Below are 14,311 nucleotides of genomic sequence, written 5' to 3' on the forward strand. Positions count from 1 at the left end.
GCGCAGCGCCACCCGGCAAAAAACCCGCTTCAGTGCTTGCCTGTAGCGGGATAATCCTGATTAATCCACGCGTGGTCTTCTTCCCAGGTAAACATCCATTTGCGTACCGGGCCGGCCATCACGTTGAGGTAATAGCTGTCGTACCCGGCCATCGTCGCCACCGGGTGATATCCCTTCGGCACCATGACCACATCACGGTCGTAGACCGCCATGCACTCGTCCAGCGTTCTGTCGTCGGTGTAGACGCGCTGCATGCAGAACCCCTGCTCCGGGTTGAGGCGATGGTAGTAGGTCTCCTCCAGATAGGTTTCCTGCGGCGGATTATCCGTGTCGTGCTTGTGGCTCGGGTAGGAACTGGTACACCCTTCGTTGGTCCAGACCTCCACTACCAGCAGGCTGTCGGCAGATTTACCTTCCGGCAGAATGTTATGCACATAGCGCTGGTTGTGCCCCTTGCCGCGCGCCTCGCCGTCGATGTCCTGCGGCGCAATCAGCCGCGTCGGGTATGTGCCTTTGCCCGGCGCAGCGCAGACGGCCAGCTCCAGCGTCGTCAGCGCCGTCACCTGCACCGTCTCCTGCGGGGTGACGTACACCGCCCACGGCTTAATGCGCTCAAACGGGCTCATCCGCTCGCCAATATCGTTAAACTGCGCGGAGGGCGTGCTGATGGAGGCGCGTCCGGCGACCAGCACCAGGCAGCGCTCTTCGTTGATGGCGGGCAGCGTCAGCACCTGCCCCTCCTGCAATTCATATGCCTCAAAACCGACATATCCCCATCCCGCACTTTCCGGCGTAACGGACTGGGTGCGCCCCTCAGCATTCGGCTGTTGCCAGCGTGATAACAGACGTGACATGTCACCTCCTCAGATAAGCCCGGCGTCGTGCGCCAGGCGGCTCAGGTTGTTATACCCCAGACGGGCATAGGTCAGCGGATGGGCAATCGCCGGATCCTGCTCCGCCTCGACCACCAGCCAGCCGTGATAATCCTGCGCTTTCAGCAGCCGCATGATCGGCGGGTAATCGACGCATCCGTCACCCGGTACGGTAAATACGCCGCTTAGCACCGCATCGAGGAAGCTGGTTTTGCGGTTTTTAACGTCCGCCAGCACGTCGGCACGCACGTCTTTGCAGTGAACGTGGTTGATGCGCGACGCCCAGCGCTGCGCCACCGCCAGCGGGTCGGCTCCGGCAAAGGTCAGATGGCCGGTATCCAGCAGTAACCCCACTTCCTCACCGGTGTGGGTCATCAGGTTGTCCACGTCGTCGGCGGACTCAATCACCGTGCCCATATGGTGATGGTAGGCAATCTGCACCCCCTGCTGCTGCGTATAGCGGGCAAATTCGCTGAGCTTCTCCCCGTACTCCTTCCAGCGTTCCTGCGGGAAGCGCGGGCGCAGATGCACCGGGGTCTGCTGCTCGCCGTGAATACAGCCGCTCACTTCCGCAAAGACCAGCACCTTCGCCCCCAGCTCGCGCAACAGCGTCAGGTGGGGCTGCACGGCGGCGATCTCCTCCTCCACGCTGCGCTCCAGCAGGCGGCCAGAGTACCAGCCGGAGACCAGCTTCAGGTCGTGGCGCTGTAAAATCGGGCCGAGCAGGCGCGCCTCGCGCGGGAATTTATTGCCCAGTTCGAAACCGGCAAAACCGGCCTCTTTGCCTTCGCTCAGGCAGGTCTCCAGCGACGTCTCCGCGCCGAGGGAAGGCAGATCGTCGTTCGTCCACGTCAGCGGGTTAATGCCCAGTTGTACACTCATTGTCGTCTCCATTATGCGTGTCCGCGCTCGCGCCACCAGGCGATAAGCTGCAGGTAGTTGTCCCGGATGCGCGCCACCAGCTGCGCATCGTCAATATCGTGTTTCAGCCACGCGCGGGAGGCGTCGCCAAACAGCGTGCGCCCCACGGCGAAGCCTTTAACCAGCGTCTGCCCTGCGGCGGCTTTGAAGTCGGCACGCAGCTGCTCTGCCGGGGCATCCAGACCGAGGATCACCACCCCGCGGCAGTGCGGGTCCCGACGTTCGATAATCTCGTTCAGTGCCGTCCAGCCGCTGGCTGAGAGCGGCGGCAGTTTCCACCAGTCAGGGTAAATCCCCAGGTTGTAGAAACGGGAGATGGCGCGCAGGTAGAGCGCGTCGCTGCGCGGCATGCTGGCGGGCAATATCACCTCCAGCAGCAGTTCATGCCCGGACTGGCAGCAGGCGTGGTACACCTCGGCGATTTTCTGCTCCTGCTCAAGGCGCAGGCCGTGGGCATCTTCCGGATGGAAAAAGACCAGACATTTCACCACGTGCTCCTGCGGCCAGCTGATGAGCTGGGTGCCGATGTTACCGTGCTCCATCTCCAGCGGCCGGGAGCCCGGCAGCTCAATGGGACGACCAATCCACCACCCTTCCCCGGTGATAGCGTTTAGCGCATCCTGACCAAAGGTGCCGTCGCACAGCAGACCGGCTTTACCCTCCAGCCCGGCGCGGTTTGCCGCCTCGCGGCTGGCCTGGAGGATCAGCTGCTTCAGTTCCGGAATGCGCCCGATCGACGCACCGCACTGCAGCGCCATCTCTTCCAGCTGGCTGCGATGGTCGAAAGCCATCACGCACAGCTCCGGCCATTCGCGGCGGCGGGTCGTCACCCGGTGGAGATGGTTAAGACGCGGGTCAAGATCCGGGCGCGGAACACGTGCGGCGCGGGAAAGATAATCATCCAGCTCTGTTTTGCTCGGCATCGCCGGAGCGCAGCCGTGGCGGGAGACCACCAGCGCACCGCAGGCATTGGCATAGCGGCACGCCTGCTCCCAGCCTTCGTCGTTCAGGTAACCGCGCAGCAGGCCGGACATAAACGCGTCCCCTGCGCCGAGGACATTCAGCACCTCGACGCGCACGCCGGTCACCGTCAGGCCGTCGTCCAGACGAGGCGGAATGGCATCGGTATAGACCGAACAGCCCAGCGCGCCGCGTTTGCAGACCAGCGTAGCCTGACTCACGCCACGCACCTGCGCCAGCGCCAGCAGGGTATCGGTGCTGCCGCCCGCAATGTGGAACTCCTCCTCGGTGCCGACAATCACGTCGAAGAGGTGCAGCACCTCCTGCAGCTCGCGGGTCACCTTATCGGCGGCGATAAAGCGCGTTTCCCCGTCGCCTAAGGAGGTCAGCCCCCACAGCACCGGACGGTAGTCGATATCCAGCACCGTGCGCACGCCGTGGCGGCGGGCATAGCCCAGCGCCGTCAGCACCGCCTCGCGGGTCTGGGGATGAGAAAGGTGAGTCCCGGTGATGGCAAGACACCGTGCGGAGGCAATGTAGCTTTCGTCCACATCGCTGGCGGTAATCGCCATATCCGCGCAGTTATCGCGATAAAAAATCAGAGGAAAAGTGTCCCGGTCTTTAATGCCGAGTAGCACCAGCGCCGTGAGGCGTTCTTTGTCGGTAATCAGATGGCTGGTATCGCAGCCCACCTGGTTTAACTCTTCCCGCAGGAAGCGGCCCATATGTTCATCGCCGACGCGCGCCAGCATCGACGAGCGTAACCCCTGGCGCGCGGTGCCGTACGCCACGTTGCCGGACGACCCGCCAAGATATTTGGCGAAGCTCGACACATCTTCCAGACGGGCGCCAATTTGCTGACTGTAGAGGTCTACCGCCACGCGGCCCATGCATATCACATCAAACTGCTTTTCCACGTTGAACCCTCTTCAGACAATGTCGTTCACGTTCAGCCAGCGGCCTTCCAGGTGTGAGAGTGCTATCGCGTCCAGCACGCGAGACACCTTCCAGCCCTCTTCGAAGTCCGGCCACATCGGCGCGTCGGCGGCAATCCCGTCCACCAGGTCACGCACCTCCACCGTTTTTTGATCGTTAAAGCCAATCCCATGGCCTGCCCCCATGCAGAACGCACCGTAGTCCGGGTGAGCCGGGCCGACGAGCAGCGTGCGGAACCCCTGACGGTTCACCGGGTCGTCATGTAGATAGAGCTTCAGCTCGGCCATGCGCTCCTGAGTGAAACTGATGGCACCTTTCGTCCCGGTGATGACATACGACAGCCCCATCTTGCGGCCGCAGGCGACGCGGGAGGTTTCAATGACGCCCTGCGCCCCGCCCGCAAAACGCACCATCGCGTGGGCCTGATCCTCGTTTTCGACGGCAATCATCTCTGCCGAACCCGCCTTCGCCGGACGTGCCGGGACCACGATCTTCAGGTCGCCGCAGACCTGCTCGATATCTCCCACCAGGTACTGGGCCATATTGACGATATGCGCCGCGAGGTCGCCCAGCGCCCCCAGGCCTGCGGTCTCTTTGAAGCAGTGCCAGTGAATGGGCGAGAGCGGGTCGGCCATATAGTCTTCGTTGTGAGTGCCGTAGAAGTGGATCACCTCGCCAATCTCGCCGCGCGCGATAATCTCCTTCGCCAGCTGCGCGGTCGGGTTTTTCATGTAGTTGAACCCCACCAGCGTTTTCACCCCTGCCCGCTTTGCGGCGTCGACCATTTCACGCGCGTCATGGGCGTTGAGCGCCAGCGGCTTTTCGGAGTAGACGTGTTTGCCGTGACGGATCGCCTCCAGCGCCATCTCTTTATGCAGATGGTTGGGAGAGCAAATATCCACCACATCAATGGCCGGGTCGGCCACCAGCGCCCGCCAGTCCCCGGTGGAGCGGTTGAAGCCAAACGCCTGCGCCCGCGCTGCCGCCAGTTCCGGCGTAACTTCCGCCACCATCTCGCGCACCAGCCTGCCGCGCAGGTTGAACACCGTCGGGGCCTGGGCATAGGCGATGGCGTGCGCCTTGCCGATATACCCGGTGCCAATCAATCCAATACGAACCTCTTTCATCATGATCCTCACAGTGCGCCGCGACGGCTCTTGGCGTAGGTGTCAAACGCCACCGCCAGAACGATAATTAATCCGGTGATAATTTGCTGGTAGTAGGCTGAGACGTTCATCAGCACCAGGCCGTTAATCAGAATGCCCATGATGATGGAGCCGATAATGGTGCCGCCAATACGCCCGTAACCGCCCATCAGCGAGGTACCGCCGATCACCACCGAGGCGATGACGCGCAGCTCAAAGGAGATCCCGGCTACCGCCTCGGCGCTTCCCAGACGCGCGCTCAGAATGAAGCCCGCCAGCCCCGCCAGACAGCCAATCAGCACGTAGACGCTGACCAGCACGCGCTTGACGTTCACCCCCGCCAGGCGTGCCGCCTCCGGGTTTCCGCCAATGGCGTAGACGAAACGGCCCCAGCGGGTTTTATGCAGCGCCAGATACCCCCCCAGGGCGACGAGGGCGAATATCCAGATAGGAATGGAGATGCCGAGCAACTCCCCGCGCCCCCACCAGCGGTAACCCGGGTCGAAACCGGCAATCGGCGCGCCGTCGTTAATCACCAGCGTCAGGCCACGCCAGATGGTCATCCCGCCGAGGGTGACTATAAACGGCGGCAGGCGCAGGCGCGTGACGCCCAGACCATGCAGGAAGCCAATTGCCGTGCCCATCGCCAGACAAATCCCCAGCCCAATCAGCCAGCTCATGCCTCCCCAGGCGTTCGGGTCGACGGTGGTGAAGTTGTCGCCCTTGATCACGTACGCCGCAGTCATGGCGCACACCGCCAGAATGGAGCCGACGGAGAGATCGATCCCGGCGGTCAGGATGACGAAAGTCATCCCCACGGCCATGATCCCGTAGATGGAGACTTCAGTTAATATGTTGAAAATATTGCGTTCAGAGAAAAAGTTGCTGTTCTGCGACTGGAAGAAGATCAGCAGCAGGATCATGAAAATCAGCACCCCGAATCGCTCGAAGAAGGCGATGGGATCGATGCGTCCGGCGCGTTTGACCGGGGCCTGCGTTTTAGAAATCATCTGCGTCATGAGAAACTCCGTTATGCCGCGTTCAGGGCGTTGTGGTTGATGGCCATCATCGTCATCAGCCGTTCTTCGTTAGCGTCGTCACCGTGGATCTCGCCGGTCACCCGCCCTTCACTGAGGGTGATGATCCGGTCAGATACCGCCATCACTTCAGGCAGATCGGAGGAGATCACGATCACCGCCACGCCCTTTTTCGCCATCTCAAACAGCACCTGGTGCACTTCCGATTTGGTGCCCACGTCGATACCGCGCGTCGGCTCATCGACAATCAGCACGCGAGGATTGAGCGCCATGCAGCGCGCGAGGATCACCTTTTGCTGGTTACCGCCGGAGAGCTTGCGCACCTCCTGCGCGCTGTTGACCATTTTGATCTGCAGCGCCTGGCGGTAGGACTCAATCAGATCGTCCTCTTTGCGGGTATTCACGAACCAGCGCCACTGCAGCAGCGAGGAGAGGCAGGAGAGCGACAGGTTGTCGCGAATCGACAGCCCCAGCACCGCCCCCTCTTTTTTACGGTCTTCCGGTACCAGCGCCACGCCCTGATCGAGGGCGTAGAGCGGGTCGCGCGGCTGGTACGGCACGCCGTCCAGCTCAAAGCTGCCGGAGGTAAAGGCATCTGCGCCGAACAGACAGCGCGCCACTTCGGTACGCCCCGCGCCCACCAGGCCAGCAATCCCTAACACTTCCCCGGCGTGAACGTGGAAGCTGATGTCGTGCAGGGCAATGCCGTGGGGATCGAGCGGCGGCTTCTCGCGGCTCAGCCCCTTCACCGCCAGGCGGACGGGTTTATCTTCATGATGCGTTTCGCTGGCCGGACGACGATTAAAGGCCACGTCGCGCCCGACCATCAGGCGGATCAGCTGCTCAACGTTGGTTTCCGCCACCGCACCGGTACCAGTGAAACGGCCGTCCTGGAAAACGGTGAAGCGGTCGCAGAGCTGGAAAACTTCATGCAGACGGTGGGTAACGTAAATAATGCTCACCCCGCGGTTTTTCAGCTCACGCACCACGCGGTGCAGGCTTTCCACCTCGCTGTCGCTCAGCGCGGCAGAAGGTTCATCCATGATAATCAGCCTGGCGTTGAGGGTCAGCGCCCGGGCAATCTCCACCATCTGCTGCTGGGCGACGCTCAGGCGGGCCACCGGCGTGGTTGGCGCAACGTTCAGCTGCAGGTAATCGAGAATGACCTGCGCCTCCTGGTTAACCGCTTTTTCGTCGACGATCAGGTTACGTTTGCGCGGTTCGCGCCCGAGAAACATGTTTTCCGCGACGGTCATATTGGGCAGCAGGTTAAATTCCTGATAGATGGTGATAATGCCCTTGTTTTGCCGCTCAACGGGGGAATCATCCACCGGCAGCATTTCGCCGTTAAACCAGATATCCCCCGGGTTTGCGGCTGCGCGCCCGCGAGCGCCTTCAGCAGCGTGGATTTTCCCGCTCCGTTTTCCCCCAGCAGGGCATGGATCTCCCCCGCGCCGACGGTCAGCTGAGCGCTGCTCAGCGCCCAGACGCCGGAAAAACTTTTGGCCAGGTCGGTCACTTTCAGTAAGGGTTGCGACATCGGTCTGCTCCTCCTTTAGAGTGCGCCGCCGCTCGCGCGGCGGCTGCGGATACGTCAGTTACCGGCCTCACCGATACGTTCAGCCTGCTGCAGATTCTCTTTGGTGATCAGCGTCGGCGGGTAGTCGGCCCCGGTGATGGCTTTCTTCTCGCGCACGTTGGCCACCAGCTGGCTCATCGCCGTCTGCACCGCAAAGCCCGGACGCTGATCCGCCGTTACCGCCAGCCAGCCGTCGCGCACGCGGGCCAGCGCTTCCGGTACCGCATCAAAACCGGTGACCAGAATTTCGCCCGGCTTCACGCCCTGGCTCTGCAGCGCTTCAATCGCGCCCAGCGCCATATCGTCGTTAGCGGAGAGGATCACCTGCGGGCGTTTCGGCAGAGAAGGCAGAACGCTTTCCACGATGCGCATCCCTTCCGAACGCATCCAGTTTCCGGTCTGATCGGCGACGATCTTGTATTTATCCCCACCCGCCTTCAGGCTGTCGCGGATCCCTTTGGTGCGTTCAATATTGGAGGAGGAGCCCGGCTGACCGGTCAGCAGAATAATCTCCGCCCCGTCGGGGAATTTGGTTTTCACGAAGTCGCCAATCGCCTGGCCGCCTTTGTAGTTGTTAGCCCCGAAGTGCGGCACTTTTTTCTGGCTGTCGACGGAGCGGTCAAGGGTCACCACCGGCAGCTTCGCATCCTGAATTTCATCTACCGCGCTGGAGACGGCGTTTACGTCATTCGGGGAGACGATAAAGCCCTGCGCCCCACGGGTGATGGCATTTTCCAGGTCAGCCACCTGTTTCGGTGAACTGCCCTGCCCGTCCAGCACCTGAAGCTTCACGCCCATCTCTTTTGCGGCTTTCACCGCCGTGCGCTGCATGTGTACTTCAAACGGCATGGCCAGGTTTGGCGTACTGAAAACAATTTGCTCGTTTTCGGCGAGGGCAGCCCCGGACGTCATGGCGATGAGGGCGGCTACGATCAGTTTTTTCATTATTATGTCTCTCTGTGTAGGGTGGTTGTGTTTAGAGGACGATCTCGCGCTGGCTACGCAGCGACTCCAGCGCTTTATCCGCGAGGTACAGCGCACGTTCACCATCATCACCGCTGCAGTCAGGCACCGCTTCGCCGCGCAGGACCGCAACAAAGTGTTCCCATTCCGCGGCGTAAGCGGATTTGTAGCGCTGCAGGAAGAAGTGTTCCGGCAGCGCGCTGGTGCAGCCCTGTTTGCCGTAGTGCTGCACCTGGTTTTCCAGAATATTGCCCGCGCACAGCAGCCCTTCGGAGCCGTGCAGCTCCAGGCGCTGGTCGTATCCGTAAGATGAGCGGCGGCTGTTGACGATGGTCGCCATCGCGCCGGAGGCATATTTCAGAACGATAAATGCGGTGTCGATATCCCCCGCCTCGCCAATCGCCGGATCGACCAGGTTACTGCCCTGGGAATAGACCGACACCGGCTCTTCGCCCATGATGAAGCGCGCCATATCAAAGTCGTGAATGGTCATATCGCGGAACATGCCGCCGGAGACACGCACGTACTCTGCAGGCGGCGGAGACGGGTCGCGGGAGATAATCAGCAGCGATTCCGGCTTGCCGATGCGCCCGGCCTGGGCGTCGGTTTTCACCCGGCGGAACTGCGGGTCAAAGCGGCGGTTAAAGCCGATAAACAGCGGCACGTCGTACTCTTTGACCACTTTCAGGCAGTCGCGCACGCGGGCAAGGTCGAGGTGTACCGGTTTTTCGCAAAAGATGGCTTTGCCATGGCGGGCGGCCATTTCAATCAGATCGGCATGGGTGTCGGTCGCGGAGGCAATCAGCACGGCGTGAACGTTAGGGTCGGTCATCGCCTCAATCAGGCTCTGCTGGCGGGCCTGATACTGCGTGGCGAGACGGGTGGCAAATTCCTGATTCGGGTCAACCACGGACCAGAGCGTGGTCGCGCCGTGGCTGGCGATGTTAGCTGCATGTACCTGGCCAATTCGGCCAGCGCCCAGTAAAGCAATGTTAAACATAACGGCTCCCGGTGTTGGTGAATGCTGTGAACTAACGACCCTATAAATAAAACATTTATTTCATTTTTATAAATAGTGAAAATTATGTTTTTGAGTGCGGGTTAACACTTTTGAGATGAATGAGATAAATTTTGTTATCAATCTCACAACATAGGAGAACAGCCATTTCCCCCTCACCCCAGCCCTCTCCCTCAGGGAGAGGGAGTAAAAACCGCACCGATTCGTCCCCTCTCCCTGAGGGAGAGGGTTAGGGTGAGGGGAAACAAAAAAATGAAATGAAAATTTCGTTACGGCGGGAAAACTTAATACTGGCGGGCTTTTTTCACCTGCGCCTGCGTTTGCAGAGCGGCTTCACGCACGGCAGAAGACGCCGCCACCTGCGCGTCGCCGGTTCGCCACCACGAGGCGTAGTCATGGGTCATGGTCTTCGGCAGCACCTTGATGTCCAGCAGCGTCGGGCCCGGATGCGCGCGTGACGCCTCCAGCGCTGCCAGCAGGCTTTGCTCATCGTTTACCCTCCACGCGCGGCAGCCGTAACTTTCCGCGTTTTGGGCAAAATCGACCTTCACCAGCGGCCCGTCCAGCCGTCCGGTTTCCGGGTTGCGATGGCGGTTTTCGGTACCAAAGCTCCCCATGCCGTGCCCCATCTGGAGGTTGTTAATGCAGCCAAAGCTGGCGTTATCAAACAGCAGAACGGTGACCTTAATCCCCTCCTGCACCGCGGTTTGCAACTCGGAGTGCAGCATCATGTACGAGCCATCCCCCATCATGGCGTACACCGGCTGGTCGGGTCTGGCGAGCTTCGCACCGATGGCCGCCGCAATCTCGTAGCCCATGCAGGAGTATCCGTATTCCAGGTGATAGCTGTCCGGCGTTTTGACCTGCCAGAGCCGCTGTAAATCGCCCGGCAGCGATCCGGCCGCCCCCACCACGATGGCGCTATCTTCAATATGCTGGTTGATCAGCCCCAGCACCCGCGTCTGGGTCAGGCGAGTGTTGAGCGTTTCGCCATATTCCACCAGCTGGCTATCCAGGTGCCCCGCCACTTCGGGCGCATCAGCAGGATGCCACTGGCGCTCCCACAGGCGGCGGCACTCGTCGCGCCACGCGGATTTCGCCTGGGCGATCGCGTCTCCCCAGCTGCTGCGATAATCCCTGAGCGCGTGGGTTAAGGCCTGAAGCCCAGTTTGGGCATCGGCGATCAGTGCGGTGGCGTCCAGCTTCAGGGCGTCAAACTCCGCCACGTTCAGCAGCAGAAATTCGACGTCCGGATGGGAAAAGAGCGCCTTGGAGCCAGTGGTAAAGTCCGTGAGACGCGTGCCGATGCCAATCACTAAATCCGCCTGGGGCGCGAGCTGGTTGGCCGCCAGTCCCCCCGTCACCCCAACGCCACCCAGGTTAAGTGGGTGGTCACTTACCAGCGCCCCCTTCCCGGCCTGGGTTTCGGCAAACGGCAGTTGCAGCGTCTCGACAAATTCGCGAAACGCCTCATGCGCGCCGGAATAGCGTACGCCGCCGCCGCACACCACCAGCGGACGACGCTTGCGGGCGATCAGCGCCCGCGCCTGCGCCAGACGCTGCGGGTCAGGCGGACGACGTTCGATGTGGTGCACGCGGCGCGCGAAGAAGCTCAGGGGATAATCCCAGGCTTCCCCCTGCACGTCCTGCGGCAGGCAGAGGGTCACCGCCCCGGTATTGGCGGGGTCAGTAAGCGTTCGCATCGCGCTTAGCATGGCGCTCATCAGCTGCTCGGGACGGTTGATGCGGTCCCAGTAGCGAGAGACAGGACGGAAGCAGTCGTTGGTACTGATGCTGAGATCGTGATACTGCTCGATCTGCTGCAGCACCGGGTCCGGCTGGCGGCTGGCGTAGATATCGCCCGGCAGCAATAGCAGCGGAATGCGGTTCGCCGTAGCGGTTGCCGCCGCGGTCACCATATTGGCGGCGCCCGGCCCGACGGAGGAGGTGACGGCGAAAATGCGCTGACGGCGGTGCTGTTTGGCGAATCCCGTCGCCATATGGGCAATGCCCTGCTCGTTGCAGCCCTGCATCACCTGCAAATGGCCCGGATCTTGTTCCAGCGCCTGGCCGATGCCGAGCACGTTACCGTGCCCGAAAATAGTCGCCACGCCCTCCACGAAGGGCATTTCGTCGCCATCCACGCTGACGTATTGTTGATTAAGGAACCGGACCAGCGCCTGGGCCATAGTCATACGTTCGGTTTGCATAACGCCTCCTGTCAGCCCAGCGTTGGCATGGAGAACGCAGCGCCTGTCTCCTGCTGCATTTCCGGCCAGCGTGCGGTGATGGTTTTCATTCGGGTGTAGAAACGCACACCGTCGTTGCCGTGGACGTTGAGCGCACCAAAGATAGAGCGCTTCCAGCCACCGAAACTGTGGAATGCCATCGGCACCGGGATCGGCACATTGACCCCGACCATGCCCGCCTGCACCTCTTCGCAGAAGCGACGCGCGCAGCCGCCGTCACGGGTGAAGATTGCCGAACCATTACCATATTCATGGCGGTTAATCAGGTCCACCGCGCTGGCGTAATCTGCTACGCGCACCACAGAAAGCACCGGGCCGAAAATCTCTTCTTTATAGATGGTCATCTCCGGGGTGACGTTATCAAACAGCGTCGGCCCGACGAAATAGCCCTGCTCGTGCCCCTGCACGCTGAAGCCGCGACCGTCCACGCGAAGTGTCGCGCCCTGCGCTTCCCCGCTGTCGATGTAGCCCAGCACCTTGCTGCGGTGCGCCGAGGAGATGAGCGGCCCCATTTCGTTTTCCGGCGTCTGGTCCAGACCCGGCCCGACGCGCAGGGCGGCAATCTGTTTTTCCAGCCGGGCGCAGAGGTCATCGGCGGTTTTATCCCCCACTGCCAGCACCACCGAGAGCGCCATGCAGCGCTCCCCCGCCGCACCGAAGCCTGCGCCCATAATGGCGTTGGCGGCCATTTCCATGTCGGCATCCGGCATGAGAATACAGTGGTTTTTCGCGCCACCCAATGCCTGACAGCGCTTTCCGTGGGCGGACGCGGTCTGGTAAATGTATTCGGCAATCGGCGTCGAGCCGACAAAGCTCACCGCCTGCACGCGCGGGTCGGTCAGGAGCACGTCAACGGACTCTTTGTCACCCTGCACCACGTTGAACACGCCGTCCGGCAGGCCAGCCTCTTTCAGCAGCTGCGCCAGCGCGAGCGCCAGGGAGGGATCTTTTTCTGACGGTTTCAGCACGAAGGTGTTTCCGGTCGCCAGCGCAATCGGGAACATCCACATAGGCACCATCGCCGGGAAGTTAAACGGCGTGATCCCAACGCAGACCCCGAGCGGCTGCATCAGCGAGTGGCTGTCAACGCCGGTGCCGACGTTGGCTGAGTGCTCACCTTTTTGCAGATGCGGGATACCGCAGGCAAATTCCACCACTTCCAGACCACGGGTGAGTTCGCCCACCGCGTCGGAGAAGACCTTGCCGTGCTCTTCGCTGATGAGACGGGCCAGGCGATCCATGTTCTCTTCCAGCAGCGCCTTGAAGCGGAACATCACGCGCGCGCGCTTAAGCGGAGCATGACGCGCCCACGCAGGAAACGCCTGCTGCGCGGCGGCAATTGCCTGCTCCGTTTCCTGTGCCGTACTCATCACCACCTGGCGGATCTGCTTGCCGGTGGCCGGGTTGAAGATCGCCTGAACGCGCTGGCCTGAACCGGTGACACATTCGCCGTGAATAAAATTCGCTACCGTCTCCATCCTTAACCTCTCGCTGTTGATACGTGACTGTTACCTGAACACTGTGTACCGAACACTATATATGAAACAAATATTCCATTTTAAGTTGAAATAAAATAAATGATGATTATTGTGATCAAGGATGGATTTTTATGTTAACAGCCAACAATACTGACGCAGCGTGCGCTATTAAGGCATTTCGGGCGTGGGAATGACTGAAGCTTCTGTTTCATTTTTGCTGCCAGATGGATGGCCGACATTTAAAAGACGCGGTTTTGCGTTTAGAATCACAGGACTGTATTTGGGGGATAACATGACGACAGCAACCAGCCTGAACGAACTGCAGCAGCAAATCCGCGATCGCTACGATAGCCTGAGCAAGAGGCTGCAGCAGGTCTCCCGCTACGTGCTGGATAATACGAACAGCGTGGCCTTTGATACGGTTGCCGTGATTGCCGAGCGCGCCGACGTGCCGCCCTCGACGCTGATCCGCTTCGCCAACGCCTTTGACTTCACCGGCTTCAACGAAATGAAACAGCTGTTTCGCATGAACCTGGTGGAGGAGACCGCCAGCTACAGCGACCGTGCCCGGCTTTTCCGCGAAATGGAGAGCGAGGCCGTGCCCGAAACCCCGCTCGATATCCTGCAGGAGTTCGCCCGTTCTAACGCCCAGGCGCTACAGCAGCTGGCCGCCCGCGCCGAACCGGAAATGCTGGAGCGCGCGGTACAGCTGCTGGCCGACGCCGACACCATCTACATCGCCGGACTGCGCCGCTCCTTTAGCGTCGCGGCCTACCTCACCTATGCCCTGAGCCACCTGGAGTGTCGCCCTATTCTGCTCGACGGTATGGGTGGCATGCTGCGCGAGCAGATCAGCCGCATTAAGGCGCGCGACATCGTAGTGTCGATCAGCTTCTCGCCGTACGCGGAAGAGACGGTGATGGTCAGCGAAACCGCCGCCAGCGTCGGCGCGCGGCAGATTGTGATTACGGACAGCCAGATCAGCCCGCTGGCGACGTTCAGCGATCTTTGCTTTGTGGTGAAAGAGGCACAGGTGGACGCGTTTCGGTCCCAGTCGGCAACGCTGTGCCTGGTGCAGTCACTGGTGGTGGCGCTGGCGTATCGGTTGGGTGAAGGAGAAAAATAACAATTTAGTCGCCATAAAGTCTTCGCC

Annotated in this window: 10 protein-coding genes and 1 pseudogene; 1 reads left to right on the plus strand and 10 read right to left on the minus strand. The window is 61.0% G+C overall.

Annotated elements, in window-relative coordinates; genetic code table 11:
* Positions 1–29: 29 nt before the first annotated feature.
* The 10 genes and pseudogenes from iolB to G0034_RS16995 all read right to left on the minus strand — a co-directional run bounded on the left by iolB (position 30) and on the right by G0034_RS16995 (position 13,158).
* The gene (iolB, locus tag G0034_RS16950) at positions 30–854 is read right to left on the minus strand and encodes a 5-deoxy-glucuronate isomerase (RefSeq protein WP_023331063.1); all 825 of its coding nucleotides are present in this window, start codon (positions 852–854) and stop codon (positions 30–32) included.
* Positions 855–863: 9 nt separating this feature from the next.
* The gene (iolE, locus tag G0034_RS16955) at positions 864–1,754 is read right to left on the minus strand and encodes a myo-inosose-2 dehydratase (protein ID WP_023338642.1); all 891 of its coding nucleotides are present in this window, start codon (positions 1,752–1,754) and stop codon (positions 864–866) included.
* 11 nt (positions 1,755–1,765) lie between these two features.
* On the minus strand, positions 1,766–3,670 hold the full coding sequence (locus G0034_RS16960) for a bifunctional 5-dehydro-2-deoxygluconokinase/5-dehydro-2-deoxyphosphogluconate aldolase (RefSeq protein ID WP_045135496.1): 1,905 nt from the start codon (positions 3,668–3,670) through the stop codon (positions 1,766–1,768).
* 12 nt (positions 3,671–3,682) lie between these two features.
* Positions 3,683–4,816 carry a Gfo/Idh/MocA family protein gene (locus G0034_RS16965; protein WP_014884791.1) on the minus strand — a complete coding sequence of 378 codons (1,134 nt, stop codon included), beginning with the start codon at positions 4,814–4,816 and terminating at the stop codon, positions 3,683–3,685.
* Between the two features lie 8 nt (positions 4,817–4,824).
* Positions 4,825–5,853 carry an ABC transporter permease gene (locus G0034_RS16970; RefSeq protein WP_014884792.1) on the minus strand — a complete coding sequence of 343 codons (1,029 nt, stop codon included), beginning with the start codon at positions 5,851–5,853 and terminating at the stop codon, positions 4,825–4,827.
* 11 nt (positions 5,854–5,864) lie between these two features.
* Positions 5,865–7,411 (minus strand): annotated as a pseudogene (locus tag G0034_RS16975) (sugar ABC transporter ATP-binding protein).
* A 54-nt stretch (positions 7,412–7,465) separates the two neighbouring features.
* Positions 7,466–8,395, minus strand: coding sequence for a sugar ABC transporter substrate-binding protein (locus tag G0034_RS16980; protein ID WP_008502118.1), 930 nt, complete (start codon positions 8,393–8,395; stop codon positions 7,466–7,468).
* A 31-nt stretch (positions 8,396–8,426) separates the two neighbouring features.
* Entirely contained in the window at positions 8,427–9,413 is a 987-nt protein-coding gene (iolG, locus tag G0034_RS16985; RefSeq protein ID WP_179121121.1) for an inositol 2-dehydrogenase, read from the minus strand.
* Between the two features lie 302 nt (positions 9,414–9,715).
* The gene (gene iolD, locus G0034_RS16990) at positions 9,716–11,641 is read right to left on the minus strand and encodes a 3D-(3,5/4)-trihydroxycyclohexane-1,2-dione acylhydrolase (decyclizing) (protein WP_179121122.1); all 1,926 of its coding nucleotides are present in this window, start codon (positions 11,639–11,641) and stop codon (positions 9,716–9,718) included.
* Positions 11,642–11,652: 11 nt separating this feature from the next.
* Entirely contained in the window at positions 11,653–13,158 is a 1,506-nt protein-coding gene (locus G0034_RS16995; RefSeq protein WP_014884797.1) for a CoA-acylating methylmalonate-semialdehyde dehydrogenase, read from the minus strand.
* 292 nt (positions 13,159–13,450) lie between these two features.
* Here G0034_RS16995 and G0034_RS17000 point away from each other — a divergent pair, with 292 nt between their 5' ends.
* Positions 13,451–14,284 carry a MurR/RpiR family transcriptional regulator gene (locus G0034_RS17000; protein WP_013098260.1) on the plus strand — a complete coding sequence of 278 codons (834 nt, stop codon included), beginning with the start codon at positions 13,451–13,453 and terminating at the stop codon, positions 14,282–14,284.
* Positions 14,285–14,311 lie beyond the last annotated feature (27 nt).

The sequence above is a fragment of the Enterobacter sp. T2 genome, assembly GCF_010692925.1.
Classification (GTDB): domain Bacteria; phylum Pseudomonadota; class Gammaproteobacteria; order Enterobacterales; family Enterobacteriaceae; genus Enterobacter; species Enterobacter kobei.